Raw genomic sequence first — 16,782 nt, forward strand, 5'->3', positions numbered from 1 at the left:
AGATAAAAGTAACCAAATTATTCCGAAAATAACGACTAATGCCAAAGGAAAGCTCGGACTGTTAATTAGAAGAAGGCTCATAGAAATTAGAATCCAGAATTTAGGAAGAGTTCGAAAATATAATAATTCAAAATGCCCTCCAATTAATTAAAAAGATCCAAGCAAAGAATATCCCTATTATCATGAAAATCGTCTTTTAAGATAATGAAAAAGTGCTCGCAAAGTCATAGCTTCCCCACCCACCGGCCGGCCGGGCGATTCTTCTTGATTCCAAGCAAAAATATCAAAATGTGCCCAAGAGATTTGATCAGAAACAAAAAATTTCAAAAATAAAGCCGCCGTTATTGCTCCGGCCATACGGTCGGAGCTGCTATTAGCCAAATCTGCAATTTCACTTTTTAAATAATTACGATAAGGCAAATAAAAAGGGAGCCGCCACATAGGATCTTGGGTTTTAATCGCTGACTCGATTAATTCTTCTGCAAGAGAATCTTGGTTACAAAAAAACGCCGGTAAATCAGCTCCCAGAGCTACTCGTGCAGCACCTGTAAGGGTAGCAAAGTCAATTAATAAATCAGGATCTTCTCTGACTGCTTCCGTTAAGGCTTCCGCTAACAGCAAACGACCTTCAGCGTCCGTATTAGTAATTTCGACTGTTTTCCCTGCGCGGGTATGCAAAACGTCGCCTGGACGATAACTTTTACTTCCAACAGCATTTTCTGCCGCTGGAATTAGTAATCGTAATCGTATTGGCAATTGCTGTAGCATGATCATTCGTGCTAAACCAAGCGCATGAGCTGCTCCTCCCATATCTTTTTTCATCAGCAACATGCCATCAGGAGTTTTAAGATCCAAACCCCCGGTATCAAAGCAAACGCCTTTTCCCACCAACGTTACTTTTGGTGCTTTCTTATCGCCCCAATGCATATCAATAAACAGGGGCGGTCGAGCCCCAGCTCGACCTACAGCATAAATAGCAGGAAACTCAGTTTCGAGTTTATCTTCCTGAATTACTCGGATTTTTGCATCGAACTCATTGGCAACATTAACCACCGCTTCAGCCAATTCCGTAGGCCCCATATCTTTAGAGGGGGTGTTAATTAAATCGCGAATTAAATAAATGGTCGTAAGCCAATTAAAGAGGTACGTTTCATAGTGAGAAGGAACCCATAATTTAGCAGAAAAAGACGAACGTTCACGGTAGGTATTGTATTGGTAACTGCCTAGCCCAAAGGCAAGCAGAGCCCGTTGAAAATGATCTTCATCTTCAAAGTCGGTGGGATCCAACTGAAACACTCCCGACGGCAATATTTTCGGAAGCCCACCAAAATGCCAAAAATGTCCCGAATCTGTTACTCCAATTAAAACTTGATGCAATGCGCCTGTTTCTTCCGGAATAAGGCAGAGCGTATCCGGTTCTGCTTTAAACCCACTCGCATTTACCCAGGCTTTCACTCGCGGCTCTTGAACATCGAGCCACGTGGATAATTTCTCTGAAATTAATGGCTTAATAGGAATCAGGGATTTTTCATCAGTAGTGACATAACAATCGTTCATGGTAAGACTCCTGCTAAGAGAGCAATCCGATAATGGTATCTCACTTAAGTAGAGATGAACACTAATTTCATTCCAGTTCAGACCAGACTAACGTTCTGGCTTAGGGATTTTTAGCTTTATGTTCGAATATTATTACTGAAAAGATTCTTTTCCTGTACAAATTATATGCTTATAATGACTCATTCAATAATGTAGGAAAATTAATGTAGAAAAATTTATGCGTAAAAATTTTTGGGATATTTCGGATATTTTTCATGAAAGATGTGAAGAAAACGGAATGAAAGCCCTCCTCTGGATCGCCAGTAATCACAAGCAACTCCGATATTTTAGAAATTTTGATCGAAAAAGGCGTTGAATCTTACGTTTTCTTCTTGAAGGCTATACATCAACTGATGATCGCTGCGGAAAGGTACACGATGAATTATAGTCACTTTATTAACGTTGAGTGTGCTCATTTCAGCGCTTGCTCAAACGGGAAAGGAAACCCCCCTTCAGCTCGCTGTATTAAATGTCAATGAGGAATGCGCAATTTAATATAAGGCCGGACGGGGTATCGACCCTATAGCTGACTTCGAGAAAGGTACTCCCTTTAGCGATAGCGGCTAAAAATGGCTGGAAAGAAATTGTTGATTAAAGAAATTAAGGTCGAGACAAAACTTTCTAACCCCCAATCGCTTATTTCTCAAGAAGAGGCGCAAGTCATAAACTTCGTGTCAAAGGCCCAAAAGGAAATCAAACGAAAAGAAAACCAGCTGAGAAACTAAAGAAAAAAACTAAAGAAAAAATTTCGTTCGTTGTTCTTTAACTCAGACGTCACCGTATATTGCGAGAACAAAAAGTAATAATTCGGGAAGACCCCTAGCCCATTCGCTCGAATTATTTAGAGGTTCTTCATTTGCTTGTTCATTTATTATCCTGGATATTATCCTGGAGCAGTGCGATTTGAACCCACTAGGGAAAAGTAGTTATAATCTCAGCGTTCGTGCGCCATGAGCTTGAACTTGGCGGAGAATTATCTCCTCTAAATTTCTGGGTCATGCCAGGAGATGTTATGAACAATATTCATGCTTACAAACGACGCATTGGTCCAATTGGTTTAATGATGTCTGCTGTGAGCGCTATGATTGGTTCCGGATGGCTCTTCAGCTCCTTGTACGTGGGCCGTTTAGCAGGACCTGCTTCAATCCTAGCTTGGATTTTCGGGGGTGTTGGTAGTGATTGTCGCACTCACCTATGCAGAAATAGCCACCATGTTTCCCATTACCGGGGGCAGTACCCGATTTCCCCAATTAACTCATGGAACCTTCGTCAGCTTATTTTTTGGCTGGATTACGTGGTTCAATTTAATGACAGCCCCGGCTACTGAAGTTCAGGCGATGATCCAATATGCTACCAACTACTGGCCCGATTTAATTCGCCAACATGACGCTGGTGTACATGGGTTGAGTCCAGAAGGCTATCTTATCGCTACGTTCATGATGATGGGCTTTAGCTTGATTAATATTTATTCCATCCGCTTCATTACTTATCTCAATAACATTTTTTCATTTTGGAAATTAATTGTTCCCATTTTGACTGCTATTGTTCTTATGATCGTGGCTTTTCATCCACATAATTTTGCTAATCTCCAATACGGTGGATTCCTCCCCAATGGTTGGAAAGGAGTTTTCGCTGCGTTAGCCACTGGAGGCATTTTATTTGCTTTTAATGGTTTTAAACAGGCGGTGGAACTCGCAGGGGAGGCAGAAAATCCAAGCCGTACTGTTATGGTCGCTATTCTTGGCAGTTTAGCTATCGTATTAATTATCTATGTACTATTGCAAATTAGTTTCATTGGTGCCTTAAGTCCTCACACCTTATCAAAAGGTTGGCTATACATACATTTTATGGGCGATACAGGGCCCTTAGCCGGGCTTTTGATGACGCTAGGCATCGCTTGGATGGCAATTTTGCTTTATGTCGATGCGCTAGTGGCCACAAGTGCCGCAGGTCTTGTCTATAGTACCAGTGCAGCACGAACTTTGTATGGATTAAGCACTAACCGCCAATTACCTAAATTTTTGCAAGAAGTAAATGAAAGATGGATTCCTGCCAAAGCCGTTCTTATTAATTTTATTGTTGGCATGACATTTTTCTTACCCTTCCAGGGATGGTATGCCATGGCGGAATTTATGTCATCAATTATCGCCCTTTCCTACATCACAGGGCCTATTTGTTGTTTATCGCTGCGTTATCAATTGCCAGACCACAAACGAGTTTTTCGTTTACCGTTAGCAACGGTATGGAGTTTTATTGGCTTTTATATTTGTACTCTCATCATATATTGGACAGGCTGGGGTGTCGTTTCCAAATTGGGAATTAATTTGGTCGTGTCTTTTTTGCTCTTTATTATTTATCGATTGTTTTCTGAACGCCCTCGTGGCATCCATATGAATTGGCGCGCTTCTCTTTGGATGTGGCCTTATCTAATTGGACTGAGCCTTATTTCTTATTTAGGCTCTTACGGTGGAGGGCGCGAAGCGATCTCCTTTGGCTGGGATTTTTTATATCTTGGTATTTTATCCCTTATTTCCCTTTATTTGGCTGTTTCATTTCGAGCCAGTGATAAGCATGTGAAAGATACACTCGCTCGTTTTGAAGAAGAAGTAACCACGGGTATTCCAACGACGGTGCCCGATGAAGAAGTGAAAAATCATCGAATAAAACGAAAAAGGTTATCTTGGCTGAATGATGCTTAACGCTTTGCCAAAGATGAATTCAGACATTGATTAGTGCATTCATTACCGTGTAGAATTTGATCCTTCATGAAGAAGCTTTACGTTAAAACATACGGCTGCCAGATGAATGAGTACGATTCTGCCAAAATGGCAGATGTTCTTCATGTTTCTCATGGTTTGGAATTGACTTCTAATCCCGAAAGCGCGGACGTTCTGTTACTTAACACATGCTCTGTACGAGAAAAAGCGCAAGAAAAAGTATTTTCTGAATTAGGGCGATGGAGGCCCTTCAAAGAAAAACGACCTCATATGATCATTGGCGTTGGAGGTTGTGTGGCAAGCCAAGAAGGAGATAGTATTTTAAGACGTGCCCCCTTTGTAGACATTGTTTTCGGGCCACAGACCTTACACCGATTGCCGGAACTGTTAAAGGAAGTAGTCCAATCTAAAAAATCGGTTATAGACATAACCTTCCCGGAAATCGAAAAATTTGATCGTTTGCCTGAACCTCGCGCAGAGGGTCCTTCAGCTTTTGTTTCCATTATGGAAGGATGCAGCAAATATTGTACCTTTTGTGTGGTCCCTTATACACGGGGTGAGGAAATTAGCCGGCCATTTGATGACGTCATTGCCGAAGTCGTCAGTTTAACCCAACAAGGCGTTCGAGAAATTACCTTGCTCGGTCAAAATGTTAATGATTACCGTGGTCTTATGCATGACGGGCAGATAGCCGACTTAGCTTTACTCATTCATTATTTGGCGGCCATCAAAGAAGTAAAGAGAATTCGCTTTACCACTTCTCACCCTTCTGCTTTTTCAGAAAATTTGATTGATGCTTATGCCGAAGAGCCCAAACTGGTCAATCACCTCCATTTACCAGTCCAAAGTGGTTCTGACCGAATCTTAGCGGCCATGAAACGTAACTATACCGCCCTCGAATTTAAATCCAAAATTCGTAAAGTACGTCAGGTTCGACCTGGCATTAGTATTTCTTCAGATTTTATCGTCGGTTTTCCGGGAGAGACAAAGGCAGATTTCCAATCTACCATGAATCTCATTCACGAAATTGGTTTCGATCATTCTTTCAGTTTTATTTATAGTCCTCGCCCAGGTACGCCTGCTGCCCAATTACCTGATGATGTCCCTTTTACAGTTAAAAAAGAACGTTTAGCGATTTTACAAAATCGTATCCAAATAAAAGCTGCGGAAATTAGCCAATCGATGCTAGGAACTCAACAACAAGTTTTAGTTACGGGACCCTCCAAAAAATACCCTGTTCAACTCAGCGGTCGAACGGAAAATAATCGAGTGGTGAATTTTATAGGAGAAGGGCGATTGATTGGAGAAATAGTGACAATTAGAATTAAAGAAGCCCGCCCGAATTCCTTGTGGGGCGAGGTCTGTTAAAAGGAAGATAAGTTGAAACCTTCTGAATCAACGCAACGGGATCAAATTAACGCCAGATGACAATAAACAGAGGTCGCCAAGCTTTGCGGTCAATTTGATGAAATTTACATTTGATTGAAAATTATCTCGGGGTAGAAATTGATAATCGCCGCAATAACTTTAAAATTATTGACATTCCCAAGTCTGTAGACAAAGAAGTTTTGTTGCATATTCGAGACATCAATTATCAAACTCCCGAAAGTTTCCATAAAGAAAAAGCCGAATACGAACTTAAAGTCCCCAAATTACAGGTGAAAGCACGTTACCCCTAATACCCCTTAACAGCATTACCTCAATGCCATGCAGAAGTACGATATTAATTTGGGATTGGTCCCTCAGGCACTGGGAAAACATTTCTAGCTGTGTTGCATGTGCAATTGCAGATTTAGCAAAAGAAGAAGTTTCCCGCATTGTGTTAACATGTCCTTCTGTGGAAGCTGAAGAAAAATTGGGTTATTTGACTGGAGATTTAACCCAAAAATTGATCTTAACTTACGTATTTTAAAATTCTGGGGCTTGTTAAAGTAAATCAATTATTAGAAAAAGGAACCATTGAAATTGCATCATTGGCGTATATGAGCGGGCGAAGGTTAAACGATTCATTTGTAATTTTAGATGAAGCACAAAACGCCACTAAAGAAAAAATGAAAATGTTTTTAACTCGTATAGGTTTTAGTTCTAAAGCTGTAATCACAGGAAAGACATCACCCAAGCTGATTTGCCCAAATATACAGAGTCCGGTTTACGAAACGCTATTCCCCTATTGCGGGACATTGATGAGAATCCAATACTTTTTTCAAATCAAATGATATTGTTCGTCACCCTTATGGTTCAGCGGATTATCGAAGCATACGAAGAAGAGAATGAAGCTTCATATTGAAGTCCAAAATGCAACCCAATTTTCTTCCCTTCCTACTCTTTCGCAATTACAGAAATGGGTCAATACTGCTTTTCAATTTGTTCCAGTAACCTTGAATAAAAATTTATCCGAATTAACAATTCGCTTTATTGACCGCGAAGAAAGCGCCGCATTGAACGAAACTTATCGCCACAAAAAGGGGCCCACGAATATTTTGTCTTTTTCCGAAGATCCTATTCTTGGCTTTCCCTCGAATTCACTTGGGGATTTAGCTATCTGCACTCCTATAGTCGCCGAAGAGGCTGAGACACAAAATAAATCCTTAGAAGCTCACTTTGTCCATCTTGTCATTCACGGAGTATTACATTTGTTAGGATACGATCATATTGAAACACAAGAAGCCGCGGAAATGGAAAGATTAGAAATTAATATATTGTCTCAACTCGGCTATAAGGATCCTTATGAAGATGGGTAATATTTGTTACAATAATCCCTTTTATAACCAGTTTATAACCAGTAAGAAACAATGAGTGACGAACCAAACCCGAACCGATCCTGTTTGGAACGGCTTAAGTCACGTTTTACTCCGAGAACCCAAAGACCGAGAACAATTAACTGAACTCCTTCACGATGCGAAAGAACGTAAACTGCTCAATCGAGAGGCATTAGGCGATGATTGCAGGTGTTATTGAAGGTGTTTTAGAAGTCTCCAAATGAAAGTTCTTGATGTCATGATTCCTTGTGCTTAAATGGTAGTAATCGATCATGATACAACCCCATAGTCAGCGCTCCCTCTTACCATTGATTCCAAAAATTCTCGCTTTCCGGTAATTAGTGAAAGCCGTGATGAAAAGTAAAAATTCAAATTAAAGACCTCGTACGGCCTGCTGTTTTTATTCCCGAGAAGTAAACACGGTAGACATTTTATTGAAAGAATTTCGATTAAAACGCTACCATATATTGTAGCCGATAAGTATGGTGGTGTTTCCAGATTAATTACTTATTGAAGATGTTTTGAAAAAAATTGTCGGTAGTATTAAAGATGAAACTGATATCGTAGAGGAAGAACTTGACATTACTCAATGTAGCGAAAATGAATTTATCGTCCAAGCACTGACGCCAATTGAAGATTTCAACGATTACTTTGGAACTACAATTAGTAAAGAAAATTTCGATACGATTGATGGATATATCATGCAATAAATTGGTCACCTGTCCAAATGGGGTGTGAAGTGATTGAAATCGATTCCTTAAAAATAACCATCATGTTAGTCAATAAACGAAGTATCCAATTACTTCGCTTAATAATGAATAAAATTTTTTAACCTTTTCACAATACTCGCTGTCGCTCTCTTGCCTCTAGCTTTCGCGCCAGCCAATTGGTTTCCAATTGCTTTTATTTCGCCAGAAATTTTATTAGCTATCTGGAAGCATTCTAATCCTTTACAAAGTTTATGGCGAGGATGGTTACTTGGTTTGGGATTTTTTGGAATCGGGACTTCTTGGATTTATGTTGGATTTATGTCAGAATACATCAATTTGGAAATGCTAATGTTCCTTTAGCAATTTTAATTACTATCCTGTTTATTTTTATTTTATTAGTATTTATTATCATCCAGGGTTTTTCTTTCTTTTTTTTTTTTTTTTTGCTTTTCCATCGAAAAGCAATAATAATAATAACTTCATTGTTTGGTTTTTCCGCTTGGTGGGTAATTTGGGAATGGCTGCGAAGTGAATTGTTCACTAGTTTTCCTTGGCTTTTTCTGGGATACAGCCAAATTCATTTTCCTTTCAAGGGTTTTGCTCCTCTTATTGGGGTCTATGGCGTATCCTTAATTGTGGCTTTAATTATCGGATGTTTGTATCTTTTATTTTTTCATAAAGAAGTAAAAATAAAAATATTAAGCGTTCTTGTTATTGTCATTTTTCTGCTTATGGGAGGAAGCTCGACAACCAGACAATGGACCCACTCTTAAAAAGAGATTCTTCAACTAAGTATAGTTTAAGGAAATATACATTAAACCATTGAATGGGATATTAACCCCTTATTTTCAATTCTTCACACCTATTTTATACGGAAACATCCAAACACTGACAGAGTGATACTATTGTGTATGGTCTGAAGCTGGAATTCCTATTTATTCTAAACAAATTTCTTCTTTTATCGATTCTTTGAATAAAAAATCAAAGGAATATCAAACATCTGTCATTTCTAGAATTCCAATTTATCACGAAAAAACTCAATAAGTTTTTTTAATATAAGTTTTTTTAATGGGCTTACGGTTTTAGGTAAGGGATACAGACTTTATTTAAAGCGTCATTTAGTACTTTTCGGCGAATACCGGCCGGCTTACCCAAGCGTAATAAAATATTTCGATATTCCTATGTCAGATTTAAGCTCCGGACCATGGAACTAGTCCGCTATTAACCAATCCGCTATTTATGCAAAAAAATATTTCTTTTCCTCCTTTTTATTTGTTATGAAATTGCTTATCCATTCGAAGTACTAAATAGTATGGAGGGAAAAGCATTTATCGTGGTAGTGAGCGATCATAGTTGGTTTAATGACACTATCACTTCTGTTCAACAACTCCAAATTACCCAGATGCGTGCTTTAGAAACAGGGCATTATTTGATCTTAATCTATAGCACTAACACAGGTATAACTGCAATTATAGAATCCCTCAGGAAAAAAAATACACCAATCGGTTCCACAAAATAAACTTATTGTCTTGACGGGTCAAATAACACCAATGAGTAAAAAAACTCCCTTAATGAAATGGGAACTACTACTCTATTTTAGGGATAGTAATTATTTTTCTTTTGTTAGAATTAATTTAGAGCTTATTTTTTTAGGTCTCAATATCGGGGGTTTTAGAAGAAATAAAAGGAATATTTAAGGAATGTTATTTCGAGTGAAAATTAAATTAGGATCAGCAATAAGCATTCCCTTAAGTATTCCCTCTCGAATTGAATTTGCTCGAGTACCCAAGTGGCTTATAAAATCCATGCTAAATTTATTTTCCGAAAAATTTTGATATTCTCAAAAGAGTTGTTCAAAAGCGTGAGCTGTTGCGGGAGATTCATGAAGTTGCACAGGGATAGCGGGCAAGATATCAAATAAACCATCTCCCGCATGTTTGAATAATTGAATGGTATGAGAAAATCTTCCAGATCCTTCCGTATACTGTCCTTCTAAAGCGTCTAGCCAATCTGAAAAAATTAGCCTATCCCCTAGATAATCACAAAAATCTCCCTCTTTAGATAAGAGCTGGTGAGCTAAAACAGGAGTGATGGAAAAAGTATTTCGCTAATAAGCAGAAGAAAAATGCATAATTTTATAAAAATCTGCTTTTTTGATTGCCGTTAAAGGCCCTCAAAAGGATTCCATTGGTTGACGAAATTGCCCTCTTCATCAGTAATAAAAAACTTTTAATTGACGATTACATTGGGCCACCTTTAGAGCAAAGCGGTTGAGAATACCGCATAACGTTCCAATGCGGTCGCCTGAGAGTGCTGTTCTGGTAATGGTCTAATGAATATTTACCCCTGTAATAAGCCTTCATAAGCCTTCATTCATTAAACTGCCTAATGGTTTTCCTAAACTCGTAGGCAAAACCTGCACAAAATCGACAAATCGTTTTACTAATCCCTCATGGAAAAAATCCCTCATAGAAAAATTCATATTAGGAAGTAGTCAGGTGGCTTAATTTTGATACGTGCTGCCACAAAAATTGATGACGTTTACTCTCGAGTAAAAATGAAGAGGGATTATACGGGGATTAACATCCCTGATCTATAAATTGGACTTTTGGGAGCCAAATGAATAGTCCTGTTTTTTCTACTAATAAACACTAATTTCGCTCCGACTACTCTTCTGCGTTTTGGTAAATCCTTCCTCTCCATAGAAACTCTCTTTACCTTAGACAATTAATTTTTTTGTAGAATAGAATGTTATACTAAAAATAGTTAACTTTTGATCAAATTTAATATTTCCTTAAGAATCTATGGCGCTGCTTCCATCAGCTTAACCAGTGAGGTATCCTAACTGACTATGAATGCACCCTATATCCCATTAGATATTGAGCAAGCTGCCCAAAATTACTGGAAAGAAAATGAATGCTTTGAAGTCAAAGAAGATTTAAGCAAGGAAAAATTTTATTGTTTAACAATGCTTCCCTACCCGAGCGGAGAGCTCCATATGGGACATGTCCGCAACTATACCATTGGAGATCTAATTGCTCGTTACCAATTTCATAAAGGCCGAAACGTCTTGCAACCCATGGGATGGGATGCCTTTGGTCTACCCGCAGAAAATGCCGCTATTCAACGAAAACTGCCTCCAACGGAATGGACCCGTAGAAACATCAAAAGAATGCGAAAACAATTCAGACAATTGGGTTTTGCTTACGATTGGTCCCGAGAAATTGCGACTTGTGATCCTACCTATTACCGCTGGGAACAATGGTTCTTTCTCCAACTCTACAAAAAAGGTCTCACTTACAAAAAAACTCCATCGTTAATTGGGACCCTGTTGATCAGACCGTGTTAGCTAATGAGCAAGTAATTAATGGACGGGGATGGCGTTCAGGTGTCGCTGTAGAACGGCGCGAAATCTCTCAATGGTTTTTAAAAATTACCAATTATAGTGAAGAGCTTCTTAAAGATCTCGATGAATTGAAAGAGTGGCCCGAACAAGTTATTACAATGCAACGGAATTGGATTGGTCAATCTCACGGGGCAACAGTAATTTTTGCTCTAGAAAAAAGTCTTGATAAATTAAAGATTTTCACTACACGTCCAGATACTCTCATGGGGATTTCCTATATTGCGATAGCTCCTGAACATCCTCTTGCAAAAGCACGTGCTAAAAAAACCAAAAAAGTGGCTGCTTTTTTAAAAAATGTAGACAAACACGTGTGTCGGAAGCGAATGTAGCTACTCAAGAAAAAGAAGGCATTGTAACGGGTCTTTTTGCCATTCATCCGATCACGCAGGAAAAATTACCTATCTGGATTGCGAATTTTGTCTTAATGGAATACGCTTCCGGCGAGGTTATGGGAGTGCCGGCTCACAATGAACGTGATCATGCATTTGCTCTGAAATACAATCTACCCATTAAGCCAGTTATTAAACCTACTCACGAGAGTGAATGGAATTACGATCAAGCCGCTTATATTGGTCCTGGAAAACTTTTTAACTCAGGACCATTTGACGGGATTGACTCAGAAAAAGCGTTCGATGTCATTGAAGATTATTTAAAAACCCACAGACACGGCAATCGCCAAACAAACTATCGCTTGCGCGATTGGGGTATTTCGCGCCAACGCTATTGGGGAACACCTATTCCTATTATTTATTGCAAAAGTTGTGGCACCGTTCCAGTACCCGAAAATCAACTTCCTGTCCTCTTGCCAAAAAATATAATTCCCACTGGCCATGGCTCTCCGTTAAAAGAGAGTCCTGAATTTTATAAAACCAAATGTCCGGTCTGCAATAAAGCTGCTGTACGTGAAACAGATACAATGGATACTTTTGTCGAATCCTCCTGGTATTACGCTCGTTATACCTGCCCCGATCAAGATAGTGCCATGCTAGATGATCGCGCTAAATATTGGACTCCCGTAGACCAGTATGTTGGAGGCATTGAACATGCTGTCATGCATTTGCTTTACGCGCGCTTCATTCATAAAGTGCTCCGAGATCTTGGTTTGTTAAATTCTAATGAGCCCTTTTCGCGATTACTTACTCAAGGGATGATTTTAAAAGATGGTGCAAAAATGTCAAAATCCAAAGGAAATATAGTTACCCCTCAATCATTGGTAAAAAAATATGGATCGGATACCGTTCGGCTTTTTATAATTTTTGCCGCTCCACCAGAACAAGATTTAGAATGGTCAGATAGTGGTGTCGAAGGTGCCTACCGTTTTCTAAAAAAATTGTGGGGTTTCTCTGATCGGGTTAAAGATGCTCTACTGAACATTAATCAGCAAAAAGAACGAAACCATTACCAATGGGAAACTTCTGAGCACAAGCGCATTCGACAATCGGTACATAAACATTTACTACAAGCTAATAACGATATAGAACGTTATCAATTTAATACAGTCGTTTCGGCTACAATGAAAATTTTAAATTTACTTGTGAAATTAACCACGGAACATGAGGCAGAATCACATTTAATTCATGAAGGTTTAGGAATATTATTGCGTTTGTTGTCCCCTATTACCCCTCATATTACCCACTTTCTTTGGCAATCTTTAGGGTTTGGGGAAAATATTTTAAATTCTTCCTGGCCTAAGCCAGATTTAAAAGCCCTACAAACTTCTCAAGTTGAAATGGTTGTTCAAATCAACGGGAAATTGCGAGCTCGAATTCAAGTTTCTTCGGATGCTTCAGACGAACTAATTGAAAACGCTGCCTTAAATCAAGATAGTGTCCAACACTATATTGCTGATAAAAAAATTAAAAAAGTTATTGTCGTACCTCAAAAATTGGTCAACATCGTGGTATAAGACGCATGATAAATAAAATCCGAGTGATTTTCATTCTTTTAATTGGTACGCTTATTTGTAGCACAGTGGCAGGATGTGGATTTAAACCACGATCATCCAATGATATTCCTTCTTATCTTCGTATTCTTTATATCGATTCTCCTAATCCCTATGATCCACTTCCTATTCAATTAAGCCGGACGCTCCAAGCATTAAACATCCACTTAACTAAAACAAGAGAAGACGCTCCGGTTATCCTTCGAATTATTAACATCAATTGGGAACCTCTCATCCCTGCTATTTTATATGGCAGCACAGCAACACTTTACACTTATTTATTAAGCGTTGACTTTGACTTAGAAACAGTCAACGGGCAAATATTGATGGGTCCTAAAAATTTAACTTTACGACGTCAGTTAATACAAAATGCTAATCAAATATATACTCCTAACGCTACCCGACTAATGAAACAAGAGATGACCCGAACGATGGTATCTTTGATTTATAAAGAGATGTGGAGAAGCTTGATTTCCCCTTCCGTTTTCGGGAAAGGGGGCCAAACTGAAGGTAAATGAAAATATCATCCAAACAACTTGACACTCATCTAAACCAAAAATCACTCCTGCCCGTTTATCTTATATGTTCAGACACCCCGATTTTAGTACAAGAAACTCGGGATAGCATTCGACAGGCCGCCCGGCAGCAAGGCTTCCAGCAAGGAGAATTATTCTTTATTGAAACGGGATTTAATTGGCAAGCACTCAATACTGCTATCGACAATTTCAATCTCTTCAGTGAGAAAACATTTATTGAAATACGAAACCCTCAAGCAAAATTTGACGAGAAAGGAATTCAAATATTACTACGCTATTTGGAGAACCCGCCACCTAACAAACGATTGCTAATTGTTACTAACAAACTAACAGCCGCACAACAGAAAACCAGGTGGTATAAAGCTGTTGCTGAATTGGGGGCGGTTATCCCGATTTGGCCAATATCCACTCAAGAATTGCCAACCTGGATTGCACAACGTTTTAAAAAATTTAATTTAACTGTCGACATGGAAAGTATAAATCTTCTTGCGGAATTGACGGAAGGGAATTTATTAGCCACCCAACAAGCGATAGAAAAATTGCGTTTACTTTATCAAAATAAACCAATCCCTCCGCAAACCGTAAGCGCTGTCATTAATGACAGCGGATGCTTTACGGTTTTTGATTTAACGGAAGCTGCATTGTTAGCTAAAACATCACGAGTTATTCGAATTTTGTTAGCTTTGAAGTTTGTCGACAAGGAAGCCGCTCCCTTAGTATTGTGGTCGCTTACCCGTGAATTACGCAACCTTTATATGTTTTTTAAAGAACTTAAAAATGGAAAATCCCTCTCACAATTATTAGCATCGCAATGGCAAACCCGTAAGCAACCATTGAAAATGGCACTCTCACGCCTCAATCCCCAACTTATTGCCAAATTATTGCAACACTCAAAACAAGTAGATTGGATTATAAAGGGGATAATTCCTGGCAATGCCTGGCAAGAATTAGAGATATTAAGTTTAGCTATTGCAGGGAAGGAATTACGATGAGCTTCCCATTATTAGGATTATTTGGAGGAACATTCGATCCAATTCATAGCGGACACATAGCTATTCTTAGCCAATTAATAGAAAAAATTACTTTCAAAAACATTCAATTAATCCCTTGTGGACAACCGCCTCATCGCCCACAACCTATAGCCAGTCCCAAAGACCGCTTGGAAATGATAAAATGCGCTATCAGTAATCGTTCCATTTTTTCTGTTAATAATATCGAAGTTGTAAGAAAAGAAATTTCTTACACCATTTATACTCTCCAATATTTACGAAATTCATTTCCCGACCACTCCCTTTGTTTCATTCTTTCCACCGCCGCTTTTGCTGATTTTAATCTCTGGCACCGCTATGCAGAATTTTTAACCTATTGTCATTTGATCGTAATAAATCGAGAAAATTACTATTTACCTACCGCGAAATGGTTAGAAACCTTATTCCAACATCGAACCGAAGATCCTGATGATCTAGCAGAATTTCTCTCAGGAAAAATATTGTTTCAACAACTTCATACTTACCCGATTAGCTCCACTGAGATTAGAAGTTATTTAGCGAAAGGTAATTACTCGGCTGTAGAATCCATGCTCTCTAAAAGGGTACTTGAATACATAAAAAAGCATGGTCTTTATCGATAAACGCGCTGGATTTAAAAAAATAATAACTTTTTAATTATCAATTAGCTCTAATTTACGTAGACGAATTTACGGACAAGGATATGCTAAAGTTTTATGTAGGGAATGAGAAGAAAATATATGGGAAAATTAAAATCGTGTTTTTCAGCTATTGTTAGTAGCTTCGCTATTAGCGCCGGGTGAGTTCGACTTTAGCGCCACACCAGGGCCAAAACCCCCAAATCAACAAATCTACCCAATTGGCTCAATATTATTTTTATCGCTTAGGGGTCTCTGGGTTGTTATCGACCTGTTCGGGTTTCCCGATAGGGACATCCTCATTGGCACCACCATGAAAAGGTACGGTACGTAAGTTGCGGTATTTACCGTCGTCCCTGTTTATTTTTTCGGGATGCACCAGTACGGTTGACTGCTATTATCGGCAAGCAAGACGTGCTGTTTGGCGATGCAGTCGCACCTGGTATTAAAAGTATTGTCATACTTTAATACTCCACACCAGAAGTCTGGAAACGTGCAGCTAGAATCCTCTTTATTTCCTATTTGATTCTTCCGATGGATTTTCGGCTAACATTTTGAGCTTAACGGGGTAACCCTTAAATTTTCCCCATCCAGCTTGTTCGGAATGCGAAATGCAGCTATGATTAGAAATTTTTACCTTATGGGGTAATACACAACCAATGAAAAGTGGTGAACTTGTTAAATTAGTCACTAATACCTTAGATGAGCACAAAGGGTTACAAATCAGCGATCTCGACGTCACGGCCCTAACCGATCTAGCCGATCATGTCATCATTTGTAGTGCCACTTCAAAATACCACGCTAATGCATTAGCTTATAAAGTCATTCGCCGAGCGAAAGAAAATGGAGTGCGGCCTCTCGGAGTAGAGGGTGAAACTGAAGCAGAATGGATCCTAATTGATCTACATGATGTGATTGTCCACATCATGCTTCCCGAAGTCCGCGATTTTTATAGTCTCGAAAAGTTGTGGAGTATGGCAGAAAACACTCGTCAACGTTATGAAGATTAATCTTATTGCCACAGAGAAAAGGTTACCAGATTGGTCCAATAACGGTTTTCAAACTGATGCTGATCGTCTACCGCGGGATTTCGCTTTAAATCTTATTGAAATTCTCACATTAAGGAGGACCAAAAACGCTGATCTCGCAAAAATAATCCTTCAAGAAAGCCAAATTCTGCTTGAAGCCATTTCCCAAAAAGGGTGAAATTATCATTCTTAATAGAACTGGGGGAAGAAATTAATACCGTAATTTTATCACAAAATGGCGGACTGGCGGGACAAAGATCGAGCAATAAATTTGTTAGTTGGAGGTTCAGAAGGACTCGTACCCCTTTTGTTTTAAAAAAGCCAATTGGGTTTGGTCCCTTTCAATTAACTCTGGCTCATCCATTAATTCGTATTGTTATTGCAGAACAAATTTATAGAGCTTGGAGTATAATGGCCAATCATCCTTATCATCGTTAATGACA

The 16,782-nt window shown here is 38.9% G+C and carries 17 protein-coding genes and 2 pseudogenes; 18 read left to right on the forward strand and 1 reads right to left on the reverse strand.

Annotated elements, in window-relative coordinates; genetic code table 11:
- Window positions 1–180: 180 nt before the first annotated feature.
- Entirely contained in the window at window positions 181–1,557 is a 1,377-nt protein-coding gene (locus MRH55_RS06105) for a leucyl aminopeptidase family protein (protein WP_304985316.1), read from the reverse strand.
- A 608-nt stretch (window positions 1,558–2,165) separates the two neighbouring features.
- Here MRH55_RS06105 and MRH55_RS06110 point away from each other — a divergent pair.
- From MRH55_RS06110 to MRH55_RS08120, 18 genes and pseudogenes are all read left to right on the forward strand, one after another.
- Complete coding sequence (locus MRH55_RS06110) at window positions 2,166–2,321, forward strand: hypothetical protein (protein WP_304985317.1); 156 nt, start codon at window positions 2,166–2,168, stop codon at window positions 2,319–2,321.
- Window positions 2,322–2,608: 287 nt separating this feature from the next.
- Window positions 2,609–4,295, forward strand: a pseudogene (locus tag MRH55_RS06115) (APC family permease).
- A gap of 66 nt (window positions 4,296–4,361) precedes the next feature.
- Window positions 4,362–5,681, forward strand: coding sequence for a tRNA (N6-isopentenyl adenosine(37)-C2)-methylthiotransferase MiaB (gene miaB, locus MRH55_RS06120; protein ID WP_304985318.1), 1,320 nt, complete (start codon window positions 4,362–4,364; stop codon window positions 5,679–5,681).
- Window positions 5,682–5,791: 110 nt separating this feature from the next.
- Window positions 5,792–5,992 carry a hypothetical protein gene (locus tag MRH55_RS08105; RefSeq protein ID WP_439647877.1) on the forward strand — a complete coding sequence of 67 codons (201 nt, stop codon included), beginning with the start codon at window positions 5,792–5,794 and terminating at the stop codon, window positions 5,990–5,992.
- A 23-nt stretch (window positions 5,993–6,015) separates the two neighbouring features.
- Complete coding sequence (locus tag MRH55_RS08110) at window positions 6,016–6,225, forward strand: PhoH family protein (RefSeq protein ID WP_439647878.1); 210 nt, start codon at window positions 6,016–6,018, stop codon at window positions 6,223–6,225.
- Between the two features lie 52 nt (window positions 6,226–6,277).
- Complete coding sequence (locus MRH55_RS08115; RefSeq protein WP_439647897.1) at window positions 6,278–6,529, forward strand: PhoH family protein; 252 nt, start codon at window positions 6,278–6,280, stop codon at window positions 6,527–6,529.
- A 54-nt stretch (window positions 6,530–6,583) separates the two neighbouring features.
- Entirely contained in the window at window positions 6,584–7,054 is a 471-nt protein-coding gene (gene ybeY, locus MRH55_RS06130; protein WP_304985319.1) for an rRNA maturation RNase YbeY, read from the forward strand.
- Between the two features lie 55 nt (window positions 7,055–7,109).
- Window positions 7,110–7,271 carry a hypothetical protein gene (locus MRH55_RS06135; RefSeq protein WP_304985320.1) on the forward strand — a complete coding sequence of 54 codons (162 nt, stop codon included), beginning with the start codon at window positions 7,110–7,112 and terminating at the stop codon, window positions 7,269–7,271.
- A 322-nt stretch (window positions 7,272–7,593) separates the two neighbouring features.
- Window positions 7,594–7,782, forward strand: coding sequence for a transporter associated domain-containing protein (locus tag MRH55_RS06140; protein ID WP_304985321.1), 189 nt, complete (start codon window positions 7,594–7,596; stop codon window positions 7,780–7,782).
- Window positions 7,783–7,932: 150 nt separating this feature from the next.
- Window positions 7,933–8,142, forward strand: coding sequence for a hypothetical protein (locus tag MRH55_RS06145; protein ID WP_304985322.1), 210 nt, complete (start codon window positions 7,933–7,935; stop codon window positions 8,140–8,142).
- A complete protein-coding gene (locus MRH55_RS06150) occupies window positions 8,043–8,555 on the forward strand; it encodes a hypothetical protein (protein WP_304985323.1) in 513 nt (170 codons plus the stop codon). The genes MRH55_RS06145 and MRH55_RS06150 overlap by 100 nt, the downstream gene beginning before the upstream one ends.
- 539 nt (window positions 8,556–9,094) lie before the next feature.
- Window positions 9,095–9,301, forward strand: coding sequence for a hypothetical protein (locus tag MRH55_RS06155; RefSeq protein ID WP_304985324.1), 207 nt, complete (start codon window positions 9,095–9,097; stop codon window positions 9,299–9,301).
- A gap of 1,332 nt (window positions 9,302–10,633) precedes the next feature.
- Window positions 10,634–13,094, forward strand: a pseudogene (leuS, locus tag MRH55_RS07915) (leucine--tRNA ligase).
- Between the two features lie 5 nt (window positions 13,095–13,099).
- Window positions 13,100–13,648 (forward strand): LPS-assembly lipoprotein LptE, encoded by a 549-nt coding sequence (locus MRH55_RS06175; protein ID WP_304985326.1) that lies wholly within the window; start codon window positions 13,100–13,102, stop codon window positions 13,646–13,648.
- Window positions 13,645–14,658, forward strand: a complete 1,014-nt coding sequence (gene holA / locus MRH55_RS06180; protein ID WP_304985327.1) for a DNA polymerase III subunit delta — start codon at window positions 13,645–13,647, stop codon at window positions 14,656–14,658. The genes MRH55_RS06175 and holA overlap by 4 nt, the downstream gene beginning before the upstream one ends.
- Window positions 14,655–15,296, forward strand: a complete 642-nt coding sequence (gene nadD, locus MRH55_RS06185) for a nicotinate-nucleotide adenylyltransferase (RefSeq protein ID WP_304985328.1) — start codon at window positions 14,655–14,657, stop codon at window positions 15,294–15,296. The genes holA and nadD overlap by 4 nt, the downstream gene beginning before the upstream one ends.
- Before the next feature lie 674 nt (window positions 15,297–15,970).
- Window positions 15,971–16,321, forward strand: a complete 351-nt coding sequence (gene rsfS, locus MRH55_RS06190; protein WP_304985329.1) for a ribosome silencing factor — start codon at window positions 15,971–15,973, stop codon at window positions 16,319–16,321.
- Between the two features lie 192 nt (window positions 16,322–16,513).
- Window positions 16,514–16,777, forward strand: a complete 264-nt coding sequence (locus MRH55_RS08120) for a 23S rRNA (pseudouridine(1915)-N(3))-methyltransferase RlmH (RefSeq protein WP_439647879.1) — start codon at window positions 16,514–16,516, stop codon at window positions 16,775–16,777.
- Window positions 16,778–16,782 lie beyond the last annotated feature (5 nt).

Origin of the sequence: Coxiella-like endosymbiont (assembly GCF_030643785.1) — a bacterium.
Classification (GTDB): domain Bacteria; phylum Pseudomonadota; class Gammaproteobacteria; order Coxiellales; family Coxiellaceae; genus Coxiella.